The organism is Desertimonas flava, assembly GCF_003426815.1.
Lineage (GTDB): Bacteria > Actinomycetota > Acidimicrobiia > Acidimicrobiales > Ilumatobacteraceae > Desertimonas > Desertimonas flava.
This window is the reverse complement of sequence record NZ_QKYK01000018.1, coordinates 1-17,059: the sequence shown is the minus strand read 5'-3', so window position 1 is coordinate 17,059 and position 17,059 is coordinate 1. Positions and strand designations below refer to the sequence as shown.

Below are 17,059 nucleotides of genomic sequence, written 5' to 3'. Positions count from 1 at the left end.
CACGGTGTCGACGTTATCTGGGGACTCGCGTCACGGCCGGCGCAGCTCGACCGGACTGGTCACACCACCGAGGGCGGCGCCCGTCTCCTGCTCGTCGAGGCCCGCGACGATGACCGGGTCACCTTGGGCCAGCGACAGCTCGGCCGCCGCCGACCGCTGGTCGAGGGCGAGGGCCAACATGCCATGGCTGTCGAGGACGAGACCGAGCATCCCCGACGGCAGCTCGGCGAACGCCGTCGCCAGCCGGGCCGCTCGCTGCTGATCGCCGATGCGGACCGCCACCGTGTCGGGCCGCGGGCCCGCGATGCCCTCGTCCAGTTCGTCCGGGCCGATGTTGAGCTGGCAGTTGCCGAAGCGATCGACCCAGAGCACTTCGGCGTGGATGCCGTCGCTCTCCATGCGCGGGAGGGGGACCATGCCCGGCATCAGCAAGGTCGGATCGACCGCCGGCCCCAGCTCGGCGAGGTCGACACCGTTGCAGAGATGGGCGGCCGCGGGGGCGAACACGTCCCGGCCGGCAAAGGTGGCGCCCGGCGCCTCGAGCTGGTACTCCAGGTTCGTCAGCTCGACCGCCCGGGTCGCCCCGCCGGTGATCGCCACCGCCGGCGCCAGCAGGCCGTTGTCCGGACCGACGAGCACGCCGGCACCGTCGGCCACCTCGACCGCGACGGCGCGCCGCGCCGTGCCGACCCCGGGGTCGACGACGGCGACGACGATCCCCTCGGGGACGTACGGGATGGCCCGGGCGAGCGCCAGCGAACCGGCGCGGACGTCGTAGGGCCGGATGCCGTGGGTCAGGTCGAGCAGGGTGGCGTGCGGCGCGAGGTCACGGATCACCGACTTGACGACCCCGACGAACTCGTCGGCGACGCCGTAGTCGGTGAGCAGCGACACGGTCTCGTAGCGACGTCCCATCGCCCGCAGGCTACGGCGGCCGCCGCTCGTCGGGCTGCCGCAGCGAACCCGGCCGTCCAGGGATCGACCCATGGACGCGACGAGGGCTGATGCCAACCCCCCGATGGCACCAGCCCCGTCGGCGCTGCCCGCTGTCATGAATGACGGCCGGCGCGTCTCAACGGATGGAGATCCTACGTCGGAAAAGGTCGTGCGAAAAGTGTCACGTTCGAAAAACAGTGACGTAATTCATAAACCAAGGCCGACCTGTTCCCGGAGCGGCCGTCCGGGCCGGCGCGTGGAAACCGACATCCCCGATGTGCTCCGGCCCGGACACCCTCCCAGAGCGTCACGGGAACCGAGAAACGGAAAAGACTTCTCAGTGCCGACGACCGCAGGAATTCGTGGGCGACCGGCGGGGCGCGAGAATCCGGGCCCATGAACCGCGAACTCGTCATCGTCGGCGGCGGCAACATGGGCGCCGCGCTGCTCGGCGGGCTGCTCGCCTCGGGCACCGTCGAGCCGGAGGCCGTCGGCGTCGTCGAGACGTTGCCGGCCCGGCGCGAGGAACTCGCCGCGATGTTCCCCGGCGTCGCCGTGACGTCCGAGATCGAAGGGGCCGAGGCCGCCCTGCTCGCCGTCAAACCCGGCGACGTCGCCGGTGCCGCCACCGCGGCCGTCGGGGCCGGCGCCCGGCGATTGCTGTCGATCGCCGCCGGCGTCACGACGGCGTCGATCGAAGCGGCGGCGGCGACGGCGACCGACGAGCCGGTCGCCGTCGTGCGGGCGATGCCGAACACCCCGGCCCTCGTCGGCGAGGGAGCGTCGGCCATCGCCGGGGGCGCCGCCGCCGGTGACGACGACCTCGCGTGGGCGGCGTCGATACTCGGGTCGGTCGGCCTTGTCGTGCAGGTGACCGAGGACCAGCTCGACGCCGTCACGGCGCTCAGCGGGTCGGGCCCGGCGTACCTCTTCTACGTGGCCGAGGCGCTGATCGACGCCGGCACGCGTGCCGGCCTCTCCCCCGACCTGGCCGCTGCGCTGACGTCCCAACTCCTCGTCGGCTCGGCGAAGCTGCTCGCCGAGCGCGGCGATCCCGGAGCGCTGCGCGTGGCCGTCACGTCACCCGGCGGCACCACGGCGGCCGGTCTGGCCGTGCTCGATGAGCGGGGCGTCGCCGACGCGTTCGTGGCGGCGGTGGCCGCCGCCGCCGAGCGCAGCCGCCAGCTCGCTCAGCAGTGACCGATGGCCAGTGACCGGTCGGCCGGCGCCGATCGGTCGGCGGCGTTCAGCCGCTGAATCGGGAGGCGAAGCCGATCCGCAGCAAGCCCTTGAAGCACTGCTCCACGGTGGCGTAGAGGGTGCCGATGGCCCGGTCGAGCTCGGATTCGTCGAGCACCGCCAAGGGCAGTTCGCCCCGCAGGAACACGGCGTCCTCGAGGCCGATGGAGAAGTGCGCGCCGACGAGGCGGTCGTTGCGTCGCAGGAGATGCTCGTACAGCGCCTCGGCGTTCTCTTCCGGCGCCGGCATCACGTAGGTCTCGTACCGCAACGTCCGCTGTCCGAGCGTGATCCAGACGGTGGTGAAGTCCTTCTCCTCGCCGGCCATCCGCACGTACCACCGCCCCTCCTCGCCGCCGTGGTCGGTCGCCTTGTCGACGGCCAGCACGACGGGTGTGGACTCGGCGAACGACGCCAGCCAGCCGTCGATGCGCACGGCGAGATCGGCCACGGCGTCGTCGTCGAAGAGGTCGCTCACGGCGACGACCGTACCCGCACCGGCGCGGCGGCAGCCCGCCTCAGCGGCAGGCCGTGACGAGTGGCAGGCGGGCGTCGACGAGGTCGGCGTAGAGCCGGCGGAGCCGGGCCGCGGTGAGGCTCCAGGTGAACCGCGCCGCCTTGGCGGTGGCAGCCGTGCCGAGCGCGCCACGACGTTCGTGATCGTCGAGAAGATCATCGATCGCGGCGGCGAAGCGCTCGGGATCCCGTCCTTCGACGAGCACCCCGGTGACGTCGTGGTCGACCACGTTGAGCAGACCGCCCACGGCGCTGGCGACGACCGGCACCCCGCTCGCTGCGGCCTCGAGGGCGACGAGGCCGAAGCTCTCGCTGCGGCTCGGCACCACGACCACGTCGGCCGCTCGGTAGTAGCTCGACAGCAGGTGGTGAGGCTGCGGATCGACGAACCGGACGCGATCGGTGAGCCCGAGCTCGGCGACCAGCCGGCGGGCCCGCGCTGCCTCGGCGTCACCGTCGACGCCGCTGGCCCCGCCCACCAGCACGAGCACGGCGTCGTCGTGGCGCAGGGCGGCGAAGGCGCCGATGGCCACGTCGGGGCCCTTCAACGGCTGGATGCGCCCGACGAAGACGATGACCGGCCGGTCGACCGGTAGGCCGGCGGCGCGGCGCGCACCGGCGACGTCGCCGGGTGCGAAGAACGCGTGCTCGACCGCCGGCGGCACGATCTCGACCGCTCCGTTGACCCGCCCGTCGGCGTCGCCGTACAGGCGGCGGAACTGGCGCTCCTCCTCCGGGCAACTCACACAGACTGCGTCACTGCAGGCGATGATGTCGGCCTCGGCCCGATCACGCCACTCCGGCTCGAGGTCGCCGCCCTCGGCCTTCACTCGCGCCAGCGTGTGGAATGTGGAGACCAGCGGCACGTCGAGGTCGTGCTTGAGCCGATGACCCACCACCCCGCTCAGCCAGTAGTTGCCGTGGACGATGTCGATCCCGCCGGTCGCATCGATGTGGTCGCGCACACCGGCCGTGAACTCGTCGATGTAGTCGGGCAGGGCCTCCTTGGCCAGGTCGTACGGGCCGGCGTGGATGTGCACGACGCGATGACCCGGCTCGACGAGGACCTCTCGGCGGAGTCCGGGACGATCGGCGCGGGTGTATGTGGTGCACGCCACCCCCGCCTGGGCGAGGGCCGAGGCGACCTCGCGCACGTACACGTTCATGCCCCCGCTGTCACCCGACCCCGGCTGGATCAGCGGCGAGGTGTGGAACGAGATGACGGCCGCGCGAGTCACGAGACGTCAAATCCTACCGATCCTGTCGAGAATGTGCGGATGGCCGGTCACGTGGCCGGTCAGCGGTGGGCGACGAAGCTCTCGTAGACGTTGAGCAGCGCCTGCTTCTGCTCGGGCGTCAGCACCGGGTCCCGGCCGATCGCCTCGGGCACGCTCGGCGCCTCGGACGCCGAGTCGTCGCTCAGCAGACCGGCCCGGACATAGAGCGTCTCGACGCTGATCTTGAGCGCCGCGGCCAACTGCTGGAGGATCTCGGCCGACGGCCGGCGCAGGCCTCGCTCGATCTGAGACAGGTAGGGGTTCGACACCCCGGCCAGATCGGCGAGCCGTCGCACCGACATCCGGGCGATCTCGCGCTGGTTGCGGATGAAGTCGCCGAGGTCCGACAACCGGTGCTCGAACTCCTGCCGGATCTCCGTCGGCGACGGAGGCGTCACGTTCATGCCGAAGCTCCGCCGGTGCGGTAGTGCTCGGCGATCTCGTCGGTGACGGAGTCGAGCTCGGCGAACACCTCGCGCCGCTGCGCCGAGACGTGCTGCTCGAACGCGTCGAGCCGGGCCACGAGCGTCTCGAGCTCGTCGTAGTCGAGCACGTCGAGCCGGCTGAAGCCGTGCTCGGCGCACAGTGCATCGAGCTCGGCGCTGAGCGGGTGATCGCTGAAGTCCTCGGCGGGTCGGGGTGGCCGGTCCCCACCCCCGAGCAGACGGTCCGACAACACGTCGCGCAGGCCGGACTCGAGGTCGGGACGGATGTAGACCGGAGTCGGGTCGCCGTCGTCGCTGTAGCGATGCATCGCGTCGCGGGCGAGGTCGGCGCGACCCTGGGCGACGCGGCGCACGTACGAGACGGCGTCGTCGATGGCCTGGAGCTCGTCCCGACGAGCCCGCAGTTCGGGCAAGGGCCGCAGGTCGGCGCCGCCCGACACCGGCGGGAGCACGGCGACCTCGTCGTCAGACGTGACGATCATCGCGTCGGTGGCCGGTTCCCCGTTGACCCACACCCGGCTGTTGGCGAGCACGTCGGCGAACGCCGCCCCGTAGCGACGTCGGGCCTCGGCGAGCACGTCGGCGACCGTGGCGCCCGGCAGCTCGTCACTCCCTCGCCCCGCTGCGGCGCGAGCCGCCGCGAACATGCGCACTACAGCCACAGCGCGAAGCGTACCGGCGCCAACCCTCGGCGCCGGGGTGCGCCCGGCGACGCCCCACGTCGCCGGGCTCACGGCACGGCCTGCGGTGCAGGACGACCCAAACTTCATCGCCCACGATCGGGGCGGGGACCCTAGGCTCGGCGGTCGTGTCGACACCACGCCCCGTTCTGCTCGTCCGGCACGGCCAGTCGGAGTGGAACGCCCTCGGCCGGTGGCAGGGCATCGCCGATCCACCCCTGTCCGACGCCGGCCGGAGCACCGCGGACGAGTTGGCGGGATCGCTCGCCGAACTCGTGCCGTCGATCGACGGCGTCGTGTGGAGCTCACCCCTGCAGCGGGCCCGCGACACCGCCGCCATCATCGCCGAGCGGCTCGGCCTTCGTGTGGCGATCGAGGAGCGACTCGCCGAGCGGAGCGTCGGCGAGTGGATGGGGCTCACCAACCGGGAGATCGACGCCCGCTGGCCCGGTCACCGGCAGGCGGGGCGTTGGCCGGATGGGTTCGAGCCCACGACGTCGGTCGTCGCTCGCGCCATCGCCGCTCTCGGCGACATCGCCGCGGCATCGTCCGAGCGGGCCCTCGTCGTGGCCCACGCCGGCATCATCCGCTCGCTCCTGTCGCTCCACCCCGGCCATGACGGCCCCGTCCCCAACCTGGGAGGGTGCTGGTTCGACGTCACGCCGAGCAGCGACGGAACGTCGCCAGTGGTGACCGCCACGGGCCGGTTCGCGACGGCACCGGCGGGCGCTTCCGACGCCGGGGTCCAGCGCCTGTAGCCTCTCGACCTCGTGGCTACGGAGAAGCGGCAACGTCAGAAGGCGAATCGAACCCTCAAGCAGGTCGAAGAGGCCAAGGTCGAGCGTCGGCGGGGACTCACCAAGCGGATCGTCATCGGCGGGGCGATCGTCGCCGCGCTGTTCGTGCTGATCCTCGTCATCGCCCTCGCTGCCGGCGACGACGACGACGACACGCCGACCACCACCACGACGGTCGCTGTGGCCGAGTCCACCGATGCCGCGGCGGCGGGTGACACGACGACCGACACGGCCGCCGACGACACGACGGCGGACGACACCGCCGGGTCGGCCGGCGACACCGAACCGGCGTCCACCAGGGCCGACGACACCGGACCGGCGTCCACCAGCTGATGCGCCCCCGTCACCTGCTCGCCGTGGCGGCCGTGGCCGCGCTCGTTCTGGCGTCCTGCGGCGGCGACGATGACGACGCGGACGGCACCGGGACCGCCCCGGCGGCCGCCGAGATCGCGGGCGGGCTCGGCTATGGCACCGGCGCCTGCCCACCCGACGACGTCGACGAACCGGTCCGCGACTTCGACGACGCACCTGGGCTGTGCATCGACCCCGACGCGACGTACACGGCCACGTTCGTCACCAGCGAGGGCGATGTGGTCGTCGAACTGGCCACCGACACCGCCCCGTTGACGGTCAACAACTTCGTCGTCCTGGCCCGCTACCACTATTACGACGACACGCCGATCTTCCGGTCCGACCCCACGATCGATCTGTGGCAGGCCGGCGGCGAGAACAACACCGCGTCACCGGGCTACACCATCCCCGACGAGGGCACCGGCTACACGTACGAGCCCGGCACGCTGGCGATGGCACGCACGAGCGCTCCCAACTCCGCCGGCGGCCAATTCTTCATCACCACCGGGCCGCTGGCCGACTACCTCAAGCAGTACGGCACGTACGTCGTGTTCGGGCACGTCACCGAGGGCCTCGACGTCGCCCAGGCGATCACCGCCCTCGGCACCCCCGGCGGCACGCCGTCGCGCGACATCACGCTCGAGACCGTCACCATCACCCAATCCTGACGCCGCCCGCTGCATCCACCTGACGGTTGGTGCGAGGCACCAACCGTCAGGTCGGCAGTTCGCCGTGGGCGACGGCGTCGCCCGTGAGCTCCCAGCCGGCGGCGGTAAGGATGGCCGCCGACCCGGTGGGGAGCTCGACCAGCGGAGTGTTGGCCAGCGCCCTCGTGCGGTGCAGGCGCTCTTCGCTCCACTCCTCGGTGGCGGGGATCACCGCCATGCCCGACACCAGCCCGAGGCCGAGCGTGAACGCGCCGCCTCGCTGATCGAGCATCGGATCGCACAGCGCGGCCGCAGACGGCCCGACGGCGGCGACCAGCCCGCCCCGCTCGAGCACGCCCTCGATCGATCGGAGGACCGGCGTGTCCTTGAGCACGCTGCGCAGGTGCATCGACGAGTCGCCGACGAGGTACACCGCCGCAGCCGTGTCGATGACGCCGGCCGCGCCGAGGTCGTCGGCATCGTGACGCTGCAGCACCATCAGGGCTTCCACGTCCAGGCCGAGCCGCTCGGCCCACGACATCGATGCGGCCACCAGGGCGGCCGGTTCCTCGAAGGCGTCGGCCGTGGGCAGGACCACGACTCGATCGGCGCCCGCGGCGGCGATCAGTCTGCGGTCGGTGTCGTCGTTCGCCGCGAACGGTCCGCCGCCGAAGAAGGCCAACGTGCCGCCACCCTGGAGAGATGCCATGACGCCCGAGCGTACGGAGTTCGCAGGGTCTCATCCGACTTCGACTAGTTACCCACCGGTAACTAGGCTGTCTCGCCATGAGTGACATCCAGACGGTTGGTGTCGTCGGTTCGGGGATCATGGGGTCGGGGTTGGCCGAAGTGGCGGCCAAGTCGGGGTACCACGTCATCGTCCGCTCCCGCACGAGAGCCGGTGCCGATGCAGTCGTCGCCGGGCTCACGACGAGTCTCGACCGTCAGGTCGCCAGGAAGAAGATCTCCCAGGCCGAACGTGACGACGTGCTGGGTCGCGTGTGCGCCACCGATCATCTCGGACGGCTGGCCGACTGCGATCTCGTCATCGAGAGCGTCGTCGAGGATCTCGACGTGAAGCGCGAGCTGTTCGCCGAGCTGGAACAGATCGTCAAGCCGTCGGGCATTCTCGCCACCAACACCTCCACCCTGCCGGTCGTGGAGATGGCGATGGCCACGCAGCGACCCGACCAGGTGTGCGGGATCCACTTCTTCAATCCGGCGCCGGCGATGTCGCTCGTCGAGGTGATCCGTCCCATCACGGCCAGCGACGACACCATCAAGACGGCGATGGCCTTCGCCACGACCTGCGGCAAGGACGCCGTCGAGGTGGTCGACCGCGCCGGCTTCGTGGTGAACGCCCTGCTGTTCCCCTACCTCAACAACGCCGTGCGGATGTACGAGAACGGCACGGCCACGATCGAGGACATCGACACGGCCATGAAGGGCGGGTGCAACTTTCCGATGGGCCCGTTCGCGCTGCTCGATCTCGTCGGGCTCGACACGTCGCTCGCCATCCTCGACGCGCTCTACGCCGAGTTCCGCGATCCCAACTATGCAGCCGTGCCGACGCTGCGGCGCAAGGTGGCCGCCGGCCAGCTCGGGCGCAAGTCGGGCCGGGGGTTCTACGCGTACTGAATTCCCGGTCCCGGCCGACATCATGGACGCCGTGTCGGGATCGCCGAAGCCGTACGAACCACCGCCGACACGGTGGCGGTTGCCCGACCCGTCGCGGGCCGACCGCGACGGTGTGGTCGGAGTGGGCGGCGACCTCGAGCCCGGCACACTGCTGGCCGCGTACCGGTCGGGCCTGTTCCCGATGCCGTACGGGCGCCGTCGCATCATCTGGTTCTCGCCGGACCCCCGGGCGATCATCCCGCTCGACGGCCTCGTCGTCAGCCGGTCGCTGCGGCGCAGCATCCGGCGCTACACGGTCACCCGCGACACCGCCTTCGCCGAGGTGATGGCGCGCTGCGGCGACCCGCGCCGACCCGGCGGCTGGATCACGCCCGCCTTCCTCGACGCCTACACCCGGCTCCATCACCTCGGTTGGGCCCATTCGTTCGAGTGTCGCGACGACCAGGGACAACTCGTCGGCGGGCTCTACGGCGTGCGCATCGGCGGCCTGTTCGCCGGCGAGTCGATGTTCCACAGCGCCACCGACGCGTCGAAGGTCGCCCTCGTCGCCCTCGTCGACTGGCTGAACTCCACCGGCGGTCGGCTACTCGACGTGCAATGGCTCACGCCACACTTGTCATCGCTCGGGGCCGTCGCCGTGCCCCGTACCTCCTATCTCTCACTGCTCACGGAAGCGATATCGCCATGACGGACACTCCTCAGCGCCCACCGGCCGCCCCATGGATCATGCGGACGTACTCCGGTCATTCGACGGCGAAGGCGTCGAACGAGCTGTACCGCACGAACCTCGCCAAGGGTCAGACCGGCTTGTCGATTGCCTTCGACCTGCCCACGCAGACCGGCTACGACCCTGACTCGCCGATGGCCAAGGGCGAGGTCGGCAAGGTCGGGGTGCCGATCAGCCACCTCGGCGACATGCGCACACTGCTCGATGGCATCCCGCCGGGACGGATGAACACGTCGATGACGATCAACGCTCCCGCCGCCTGGCTGCTGGCCCTCTACGTGGCCAATGCCGAGGAGCAGGGGGTGGAGTCGCGCGAGCTGCGCGGGACGACGCAGAACGACATCGTCAAGGAATACCTGTCGCGGGGCACGTACATCTTCCCGCCCGAACCGTCGCGCCGCCTGATCGTCGACATGATCTCGTGGTGCAGCGAGCACGCCCCGCTGTGGAACCCGATGAACGTGTGCTCATACCACCTGCAGGAGGCCGGTGCGACCCCGGTGCAGGAGCTGGCCTACTCGCTGGCGACGGCGGTGGGCGTTCTCGACGCCGTCCGCGACTCCGGCCAGGTGGCGCCCGAGCGGTTCGACCAGGTCTTCGGGTCGATCTCGTTCTTCGTCAACGCCGGCATCCGGTTCATCGAGGAGATCTGCAAGCTGCGTGCCTTCGGCGTGCTGTGGGAGCGCATCGGACGCGATCGTTACGGGGTTTCGGACCCCAAGGCGCTGCGGTTCCGGTACGGGGTGCAGGTGAACAGCCTCGGGCTCACCGAGGCGCAGCCGGAGAACAACGTGCAGCGCATCGTGCTCGAGATGCTCGCCGTCACGCTGTCGAAGTCGGCGCGGGCGCGCAGCATCCAGCTGCCGGCATGGAACGAGGCGCTCGGTCTGCCCCGGCCGTGGGACCAGCAGTGGTCACTGCGCATGCAGCAGGTGCTGGCCTACGAGAGCGACCTGCTCGAGTACGACGACATCTTCGACGGCTCACACGTCGTCGAGGGCCGCACCGCCGATCTCGTCGATGCCGCCCAGGCCGAGCTCGACGACATCATCGCCCGGGGCGGGGCCTTCGCCGAGGTCGACAGCCTGAAGGCCGGACTGGTCGCCTCGATGGCGCGTCGCACCCGCCGGATCGAGTCGGGCGAGCAGGTGGTCGTCGGCGTCAACCGCTTCACCGAGTCGGAACCGTCGCCGCTGGGCGGCGAGGGAGCGATCCTGCGGGTCGATCCGACGGTGGAGGCCGAAGCGGTCGCGTCGATCGCCGCCTGGCGGGCGAACCGCGATCAGGCCGCGGTCGATGCCGCCCTCGCCGATCTCCGTCGGGCCGCCGCCGAGGGCGACAACGTCATGCCCGCGTCCATCGTCCTCGCCAAGGCGGGCGGCACCACCGGCGAGTGGGGCGCTGTGATGCGCGAGGTCTTCGGCGAGTACCGCGGTCCGACCGGCGTGGCCGGGGCGACCGGGGCGGGGGCCACCGGTCGGCACGATGGCGGTGAGACGTTGGAGCAGGTGGCCGACTGGGTTCGGACGATCGACGGCGGTCCGCCCAAGCTGCTCGTGGCGAAGCCGGGTCTCGACGGCCACTCCAACGGCGCCGAGCAGATCGCCGTCGCCGCCCGCGACGCCGGGATGGAGGTCGTCTACTCTGGCATCCGGGTGACCAGCGAACAGATCGCCGCCTCGGCCCGCGACGAGGACCCCGACGTGATCGGGCTGTCCATCCTGTCGGGCGCCCACCTCGACGTGGTGCCCGACGTCCTCGCCGAACTGGCCCGCCACGGAGTCGACGCCCCGGTCATCGTCGGCGGGATCATCCCCGAGGACGACCGCCCCCGGCTCGTCGACGCCGGGGTGGCTGCGGTGTACACGCCGAAGGACTTCGACCTGGCCCGCATCATGCGGGAGATCGCCGGGTTGGCGGTGAAACGCCGCAGCGGGCAGGAGTGACGCACCGGCCGAGCGCCGAGCGGCGCCGGCTGCTCGCCGGTTCCTTCGCCGTCGCTCTAGCGGTCACGGGCCCATGGTCGTCATCGGGGCCGGGGGAAGAACTCGGCTGCGGCGATCCAGGGCGGACATCCCGGATCGCCGCAACCTTGCCGCCGCCGGACTCAATCCCTGCGGCGGCGCCCGAGGGATTTTTGATGATCCCAGGGCGTCTCACCGGCGGTGCCGAGGAGGCGGTCGGTCTGTGCTTCTGGTTGGCCGACACTCCGGCCCTCCAGCAGCGAGGCTTGATGGGCGTCACCGATCTCGGTGGCGCTGATGGCATGTTGTTCGTGTTCGACGGACCGACGACGGCCGCCTTCTACATGTGGCAGACCCCGCTGCCACTGTCGGTCTCGTTCTTCGACGCCGACGGGCGGCTGGTCGACGGGGCGGAGATGGCCCCGTGTCTCGACGAATCACCCGGGTCCTGCGAGCGGTACCACTCGGAGGTCCCGTACGTGATGGCGCTCGAGGTGGTGAGCGGCTCGTGGCGCGAGCTGCTCGTTCCCGGCGCCGTCCTCACCGTCGAGTGGCCGGCGTGCGATGGGATGGTTCCTACCGATGCCGGTCTGAAGCGAGGCGGGCGGTGCGAGGGTGTGGTGGTGGGCGCACCGCCCGCCTCGACGCCGGCGCAACACTCGCATGACGAGCGTCGCACTCAGCGATCTTGATCAGGCCGAAGCGTGCTTGCGACGACCGGCGAACAGGGCGAGTCCGCCCAGTCCGATGAGTGAAGCACCAAGAGCACTGGTCGCGGCCGGGCCAGCTCCCGTGTCGGCGAGGGGACGACCCTCGCACCGCAGATCTGGGTCGGCCGCCTCGTCGTTGACGTCGGGGTTGACCAGTCCGTCCTGGTCGATGCCGGCAACGGTCGTTTCGGTCGAATCGACGACGGCCGCCGGAGCGCAGGCCGAGATGCTGGACGTGGCTTCGAACGGTTCGGTGGTGGTGCTGCTGCTCGACGTCGGGGGTGTGGTCGCGGGCGGCAGCGTGGGGAGGGCGGGCCGCGTCGTTGCTGGCGGCGCCGTCGTCGGGGCCTCCGGCGTCGTCGGCTGCGTGGTGGGCGACGGGCTCGTCGTGGTCGGAGCCGCAGTCGTGGTCGGCGCCGCAGTCGTGGTCGGAGCCGCAGTCGTCGTCGGAGCCGCAGTCGTCGTCGGCGCCTCAGTCGTGGTCGGAGCCGCGGTCGTGGTCGGCGCCTCCGTGGTGGTGGTCGACATGTCGCATCCGTCCACCGTGCCCGAGTCGTAGTCGTCGTACTCCGTGCCCGGCGCGTCGATCTGATAGGTCCAGGTGTTCGGCTGAGTCGACACGAACGGGAACCATCGGGAGGTCTCCTCCTCGAACGTCCACGACGTGGTGACACCGTTGACGGTGACCGTCATCGTGCTGCCGGCGCCTGGTTCGTAGTAGCGCGCCTCGACCAAGAGGCCGTCGCACGACGCCGACGCGTTGTTGTAGTGAGCCGACGCCGTCTGGGGCAGCGCGATGACCGCGCCGCCGACGGCGATGAGCATCGACGCGCCCGCAATGCGCGCCGACGTGCTGAGAGACATGAGTGTCCGCCTTTTCGATTGCTCCGGAAAGGTCGACTCGTCCGCAAGAGTCGTTTTTCCGCCCCTTTCGAAGCTGCCGGCAAGATAGCACGACAGACGACACTTCCACCATCGCGCGGGAAATTCAGGTGAACCGTTCGGTGATCCGGTTCACCGCTCTGCCGGGCCGGCGCAGCGCTCAGGCGGGGATGCCGACGGACTCGAGCAGCACGCCCGGCGCCGCCCGGAGGGCGTCGGTGGCGTCGCCGGCGGGCAGGCGGTCGCACACCGTCTCGGCGTCGGCGACGAACCGCCGGGCCGTGGCCCGCGCACTCTCCACGCCCTCGTTCGCCCGCACGATGGCCAGCGCCTTGTCCCGTTCGGTGGCGTCGAGGGGCTTGCCGAGCAGCGACCGCAACTCGTCGCCCACCCCGTGGTCGAGTTCGAGCGTCCGGAGGACGGGCAGCGTGTACACGCCCTCCTCCATGTCGTGGCCGGCCGGCTTGCCCAGCTGCTCGCTCGTGTTGACGATGTCCAAGATGTCGTCGACGATCTGGAACACCATGCCGTAGGCGCTGCCCCACTCGGTGAGGGCGTCGACCATCGCCCGGTCGTGGCCGGCGACGAGGGCGCCGATGCGCGCGGCCGTGCCGTAGAGCACGGCCGTCTTGTTGTTGATCGACGAGAAGTAGCTCTCTTCCGGGCGCCTCGTGTCGTAGGTGTGGCGGAGCTGCTCGATCTCGCCCTGACACAACCAGCCGATCGTCCTGGCGAGGAGGGCGGCGACCTCGGTGCCGAGGGCGGCGGCGAGCTCGGACGCCTTCGAGAGGAGGAAGTCGCCAGCGAGAATGGCCTGCAGGTTGCCCCACTTGGCGTTGACGGTCTCGACCCCGCGCCGCTGGTCGGACTCGTCGATGACGTCGTCGTGGTACAGCGAGCCGAGGTGGACCAATTCGCACGCGACGCCGCCGCGGACGACGTCGTCACTGGCCTCGGCACCACCGACCTGGGCGGCCACGACGGTGACGAGCGGGCGCAGCCGCTTGCCGCCGGCGACCACGAGATGCGACGCCAACTCGGTGAGGTACGGGTCGGGCGTCTGCACCGCGTCGTGGATGGCCTGTTCGATGCGGTCCCGGTCCGCGGCAGCCGAGGGCAGCGCGAGCAACGGCGAGTTGTCGCCCTCGGGCCCGGGGCGGCGGCGGGAGGGGTCCGGCATCGACGCCAGGCTAGTCCCGCGACCGCCGAGGCCGACCGAGAAGTACCACCGTGTCCGACCGCACCATCTCCTCCGTCCGTCCGGGGATCGCCGGTACACTGGTGATCCGACCCCCCAACCGGGCGTGACGGTGCGGACGATCCCGCTCGTGACGTACTCAGGGTGGCCCAGAGAAAGGGCGCAGATGTTCGAACGATTTACCGACCGGGCCCGTCGAGTGGTCGTGCTTGCGCAAGAAGAAGCGCGGTTGCTGAACCACTCGTACATCGGCACCGAGCACATCCTCCTCGGCCTCATCCACGAGGGCGAGGGCGTCGCGGCCAAGGCACTCGAGAGCCTCGGCATCTCCCTCGAGGCCGTGCGCAGCCAGGTGGAGGAGATGATCGGCCAGGGCGGTTCCTCGCCATCGGGGCACATCCCGTTCACACCGCGCGCCAAGAAGGTGCTCGAGCTGTCACTGCGCGAAGCGCTGCAGCTCGGCCACAACTACATCGGCACCGAGCACATCCTCCTCGGCCTCATCCGGGAGGGCGAAGGGGTGGCCGCCCAGGTGCTCATCAAGCTCGGCGCCGATCTCTCCCGCGTGCGCCAGCAGGTCATCCAGCTGCTGTCGGGCTACCAGGGCTCCGGCAACCGCCCCGAGGGCGGCGGCGAGTCGGCTCCGGCCGGCGTCGGGGGGTCCTCGAAGGAGGAGGCCGGCGGCGAGAAGGGCGGCAACAGCCAGATCCTCGACCAGTTCGGCCGCAACTACACGCAGCTCGCTCGCGACCACAAGCTCGATCCGATGATCGGCCGCAGCCGTGAGGTCGAGCGCGTCATGCAGATCCTCTCGCGCCGCACCAAGAACAACCCGGTGCTGATCGGTGAGCCGGGGGTCGGCAAGACGGCCATCGTCGAGGGCCTCGCCCAGATGATCGTCGCCGACGAGGTGCCCGACACGCTGCGCAACAAGCAGCTGTACACCCTCGACCTCGGCGCTCTCGTCGCCGGCAGCCGCTACCGCGGCGACTTCGAGGAGCGCCTCAAGAAGGTGCTCAAGGAGATCAAGACCCGCGGCGACATCCTGCTGTTCATCGACGAGATCCACACGCTCGTCGGGGCCGGCGCCGCCGAGGGCGCCATCGACGCCGCCTCGATCCTCAAGCCGATGCTCGCCCGCGGCGAGCTGCAGACCATCGGCGCCACCACGCTCGACGAGTACCGCAAGTACGTCGAGAAGGACGCCGCCCTGGAGCGTCGCTTCCAGCCGGTGAAGGTGGACGAGCCGACGCTGGCCCACACGATCGAGATCCTCAAGGGCATCCGCGACAAGTACGAGGCGCACCACCGGGTCACCATCACCGACCAGGCGCTGGTCGCCGCGGCCAACCTCGCCGACCGCTACATCTCCGACCGTCACCTGCCCGACAAGGCGATCGACCTCATCGACGAGGCCGGCAGCCGCCTGCGCATCAAGCGCATGGCCACGCCGCCCGATCTGCGCGAGGTCGAGCAGAAGCTGCTGCAGGTGCAGGAAGCGAAGAAGTCGGCCGTCGAGGAGCAGCGCTTCGAGGAGGCCGGTCGCCTCCGTGATCAGGAGAAGTCACTCCTCGAGGAGAAGGCCGCCAAGGAGTCCGAGGTCCGCGAGTCGGGCGTCGACCTGTTCGACGAGGTCGACGAGGAAGCGGTCGCCGAGGTGCTCAGCATCTGGACGGGCATCCCGGTGTACAAGCTCACCGAGGAAGAGACGCAGAAGCTGATCAACATGGAGGCCGAGCTCCACAAGCGCATCGTCGGTCAGGAGTCGGCCGTCGCGTCGGTCTCCCAGGCGATGCGCCGGACCCGCGCCGGCCTCAAGGACCCCAAGCGGCCGAGCGGCTCGTTCATCTTCCTCGGTCCCACCGGGGTCGGCAAGACCGAGCTGGCCAAGACGCTCGCCGAGTTCCTGTTCGGTGACGACAACGCGCTGATCACGCTCGACATGTCCGAGTACATGGAGAAGCACACCGTCAGCCGGCTCGTCGGGTCGCCTCCCGGCTACGTCGGCTACGAGGAGGGCGGTCAGCTCACCGAGGCCGTGCGGCGCAAGCCGTTCTCGGTGGTGCTCTTCGACGAGATCGAAAAGGCCCACCCCGACGTGTTCAACACGCTGTTGCAGATCCTCGAAGAGGGTCGCCTCACCGACAGCCAGGGGCGGTCGGTCGACTTCCGCAACACGGTGCTGATCATGACGTCGAACCTCGGCACCGCCGATCTGCGCAAGGCCAACGTCGGCTTCACCACCGCCGACTCGGCGATGAGCTACGAGCGGATGAAGGAGAAGGTGATGGATGCGTTGAAGACGCACTTCCGTCCCGAGTTCCTCAACCGCATCGACGAGGTCATCGTCTTCCACGAGCACGACCGCGCCGCGGTGATGCAGATGGTCGACACGATGACGAAGCGCCTGATCGGCCAGCTCGAGGGCCAGGGTCTGGGCATCGAGCTCACCCAGTCGGCCAAGTCGCTGCTCGCCGAGAAGGGCTACGACCCGCAGCTCGGCGCCCGCCCGCTGCGCCGGGCGATCCAGCGGCTCGTCGAGGACCCGTTGTCGGAGAAGCTGCTGTTCAAGGAGTTCTCGGCCGGCCAGATCATCGTGGTCGACACCGAGGACGACCCCGACAACCCGGGCCAGCAGCGCATCAAGTTCTCCGCCGTCGAGGGCTTCGTGCCACCGGCTGCGGTCGAACTGGCCACCACCGCTCCGGCGCCCGACGCCCCGACCGATCCCGGTCTCGGCGACGAGCCGCCGACAGTCGGCGACGCTGCCGCCCAGCCCGACTGAGGCGACTGCGGTCGAACCGCACTGATGAGCCGGACCCGCCCCCGATGCGGGTCCGGCTCGTCGCGTTTCGGGCGCTAGTGCCGACCCAGCGCGCTCGCAGAGGCGAACCCGGCATTCGGTGATCTAGGGCTGGATCGTGACGAAAACCGCGGATTCAAGCGGCGGTCGCGACAAAGTGGTTGAACCGTTCTGCTGGAGTATCCCACGCGAGGGTCTTGCGTGGGCGGCCGTTGAGCAGCGCTGCGATCTCGTCGAGGTCGGCTTGG

Annotated in this window: 17 protein-coding genes; 9 read left to right on the top strand and 8 right to left on the bottom strand. The window is 70.3% G+C overall.

Annotated elements, in window-relative coordinates; translation table 11 throughout:
* Positions 1-30: 30 nt before the first annotated feature.
* Entirely contained in the window at positions 31-915 is an 885-nt protein-coding gene (locus DN771_RS18640; RefSeq protein WP_162942120.1) for an SAM hydrolase/SAM-dependent halogenase family protein, read from the bottom strand.
* Between the two features lie 417 nt (positions 916-1,332).
* Between DN771_RS18640 and proC the strand changes: the two genes are divergently transcribed.
* Positions 1,333-2,136 carry a pyrroline-5-carboxylate reductase gene (gene proC / locus DN771_RS18635; RefSeq protein ID WP_116999070.1) on the top strand — a complete coding sequence of 268 codons (804 nt, stop codon included), beginning with the start codon at positions 1,333-1,335 and terminating at the stop codon, positions 2,134-2,136.
* 46 nt (positions 2,137-2,182) lie between these two features.
* On the opposite strand, the gene DN771_RS18630 is transcribed toward proC, so the two are convergent.
* From DN771_RS18630 to DN771_RS18615, 4 genes are read right to left on the bottom strand one after another with little or no spacing between them, the layout of a single operon-like run.
* Complete coding sequence (locus tag DN771_RS18630) at positions 2,183-2,653, bottom strand: YbjN domain-containing protein (protein WP_116999069.1); 471 nt, start codon at positions 2,651-2,653, stop codon at positions 2,183-2,185.
* A 40-nt stretch (positions 2,654-2,693) separates the two neighbouring features.
* Positions 2,694-3,929: a glycosyltransferase gene (locus DN771_RS18625; RefSeq protein WP_116999068.1), complete on the bottom strand. Its 1,236-nt coding sequence runs from the start codon at positions 3,927-3,929 to the stop codon at positions 2,694-2,696.
* A 59-nt stretch (positions 3,930-3,988) separates the two neighbouring features.
* Positions 3,989-4,372, bottom strand: a complete 384-nt coding sequence (locus tag DN771_RS18620) for a helix-turn-helix domain-containing protein (protein ID WP_116999067.1) — start codon at positions 4,370-4,372, stop codon at positions 3,989-3,991.
* On the bottom strand, positions 4,369-5,076 hold the full coding sequence (locus DN771_RS18615) for an RsiG family protein (protein ID WP_162942119.1): 708 nt from the start codon (positions 5,074-5,076) through the stop codon (positions 4,369-4,371). The genes DN771_RS18620 and DN771_RS18615 overlap by 4 nt, the downstream gene beginning before the upstream one ends.
* Before the next feature lie 146 nt (positions 5,077-5,222).
* Between DN771_RS18615 and DN771_RS18610 the strand changes: the two genes are divergently transcribed.
* Genes DN771_RS18610 through DN771_RS18600 form a run of 3 tightly spaced genes read left to right on the top strand, consistent with a single transcriptional unit; the run spans position 5,223 to position 6,910 of the window.
* On the top strand, positions 5,223-5,852 hold the full coding sequence (locus tag DN771_RS18610; RefSeq protein WP_162942118.1) for a histidine phosphatase family protein: 630 nt from the start codon (positions 5,223-5,225) through the stop codon (positions 5,850-5,852).
* A 12-nt stretch (positions 5,853-5,864) separates the two neighbouring features.
* Positions 5,865-6,224: a hypothetical protein gene (locus DN771_RS18605; protein ID WP_116999064.1), complete on the top strand. Its 360-nt coding sequence runs from the start codon at positions 5,865-5,867 to the stop codon at positions 6,222-6,224.
* Positions 6,224-6,910, top strand: coding sequence for a peptidylprolyl isomerase (locus DN771_RS18600; protein WP_116999063.1), 687 nt, complete (start codon positions 6,224-6,226; stop codon positions 6,908-6,910). The genes DN771_RS18605 and DN771_RS18600 overlap by 1 nt, the downstream gene beginning before the upstream one ends.
* Before the next feature lie 46 nt (positions 6,911-6,956).
* Here the strand turns inward: DN771_RS18600 and DN771_RS18595 are convergent, their stop codons facing one another.
* Positions 6,957-7,598, bottom strand: a complete 642-nt coding sequence (locus tag DN771_RS18595; RefSeq protein WP_116999062.1) for a type 1 glutamine amidotransferase family protein — start codon at positions 7,596-7,598, stop codon at positions 6,957-6,959.
* 77 nt (positions 7,599-7,675) lie between these two features.
* On the opposite strand from DN771_RS18595, the gene DN771_RS18590 reads away from it, so the two are divergent.
* From DN771_RS18590 to DN771_RS18575, 4 genes are all read left to right on the top strand, one after another.
* Positions 7,676-8,527, top strand: coding sequence for a 3-hydroxyacyl-CoA dehydrogenase family protein (locus tag DN771_RS18590; protein ID WP_116999061.1), 852 nt, complete (start codon positions 7,676-7,678; stop codon positions 8,525-8,527).
* 31 nt (positions 8,528-8,558) lie between these two features.
* On the top strand, positions 8,559-9,215 hold the full coding sequence (aat, locus tag DN771_RS18585) for a leucyl/phenylalanyl-tRNA--protein transferase (protein WP_227462407.1): 657 nt from the start codon (positions 8,559-8,561) through the stop codon (positions 9,213-9,215).
* Entirely contained in the window at positions 9,212-11,200 is a 1,989-nt protein-coding gene (locus tag DN771_RS18580; RefSeq protein ID WP_116999059.1) for a protein meaA, read from the top strand. Before aat ends, DN771_RS18580 begins: the two co-directional genes overlap by 4 nt.
* Before the next feature lie 194 nt (positions 11,201-11,394).
* Positions 11,395-11,910 (top strand): DUF192 domain-containing protein, encoded by a 516-nt coding sequence (locus DN771_RS18575; protein ID WP_116999058.1) that lies wholly within the window; start codon positions 11,395-11,397, stop codon positions 11,908-11,910.
* Here DN771_RS18575 and DN771_RS30105 read toward each other — a convergent pair whose 3' ends face one another.
* Both DN771_RS30105 and DN771_RS18565 read right to left on the bottom strand, forming a co-directional pair.
* Positions 11,911-12,792 carry a hypothetical protein gene (locus DN771_RS30105; RefSeq protein WP_193615386.1) on the bottom strand — a complete coding sequence of 294 codons (882 nt, stop codon included), beginning with the start codon at positions 12,790-12,792 and terminating at the stop codon, positions 11,911-11,913.
* A gap of 178 nt (positions 12,793-12,970) precedes the next feature.
* Entirely contained in the window at positions 12,971-13,990 is a 1,020-nt protein-coding gene (locus DN771_RS18565) for a polyprenyl synthetase family protein (RefSeq protein WP_162942117.1), read from the bottom strand.
* A 184-nt stretch (positions 13,991-14,174) separates the two neighbouring features.
* Here DN771_RS18565 and DN771_RS18560 point away from each other — a divergent pair, with 184 nt between their 5' ends.
* A complete protein-coding gene (locus DN771_RS18560) occupies positions 14,175-16,793 on the top strand; it encodes an ATP-dependent Clp protease ATP-binding subunit (protein WP_116999056.1) in 2,619 nt (872 codons plus the stop codon).
* Positions 16,794-17,059: the final 266 nt, after the last annotated feature.

What these genes read in the sequence shown, in the direction of transcription:
- DN771_RS18640 (WP_162942120.1), bottom strand. Translation starts at nt 915, where the DNA reads ATGGGACGTCGCTACGAGACCGTGTCGCTGCTCACCGACTACGGCGTC.
- proC (WP_116999070.1), top strand. Translation starts at nt 1,333, where the DNA reads ATGAACCGCGAACTCGTCATCGTCGGCGGCGGCAACATGGGCGCCGCG.
- DN771_RS18620 (WP_116999067.1), bottom strand. Translation starts at nt 4,372, where the DNA reads ATGAACGTGACGCCTCCGTCGCCGACGGAGATCCGGCAGGAGTTCGAG.
- DN771_RS18600 (WP_116999063.1), top strand. Translation starts at nt 6,224, where the DNA reads ATGCGCCCCCGTCACCTGCTCGCCGTGGCGGCCGTGGCCGCGCTCGTT.
- DN771_RS18595 (WP_116999062.1), bottom strand. Translation starts at nt 7,598, where the DNA reads ATGGCATCTCTCCAGGGTGGCGGCACGTTGGCCTTCTTCGGCGGCGGA.
- DN771_RS18590 (WP_116999061.1), top strand. Translation starts at nt 7,676, where the DNA reads ATGAGTGACATCCAGACGGTTGGTGTCGTCGGTTCGGGGATCATGGGG.
- DN771_RS18580 (WP_116999059.1), top strand. Translation starts at nt 9,212, where the DNA reads ATGACGGACACTCCTCAGCGCCCACCGGCCGCCCCATGGATCATGCGG.
- DN771_RS18575 (WP_116999058.1), top strand. Translation starts at nt 11,395, where the DNA reads ATGATCCCAGGGCGTCTCACCGGCGGTGCCGAGGAGGCGGTCGGTCTG.
- DN771_RS30105 (WP_193615386.1), bottom strand. Translation starts at nt 12,792, where the DNA reads ATGTCTCTCAGCACGTCGGCGCGCATTGCGGGCGCGTCGATGCTCATC.
- DN771_RS18565 (WP_162942117.1), bottom strand. Translation starts at nt 13,990, where the DNA reads ATGCCGGACCCCTCCCGCCGCCGCCCCGGGCCCGAGGGCGACAACTCG.
- DN771_RS18560 (WP_116999056.1), top strand. Translation starts at nt 14,175, where the DNA reads ATGTTCGAACGATTTACCGACCGGGCCCGTCGAGTGGTCGTGCTTGCG.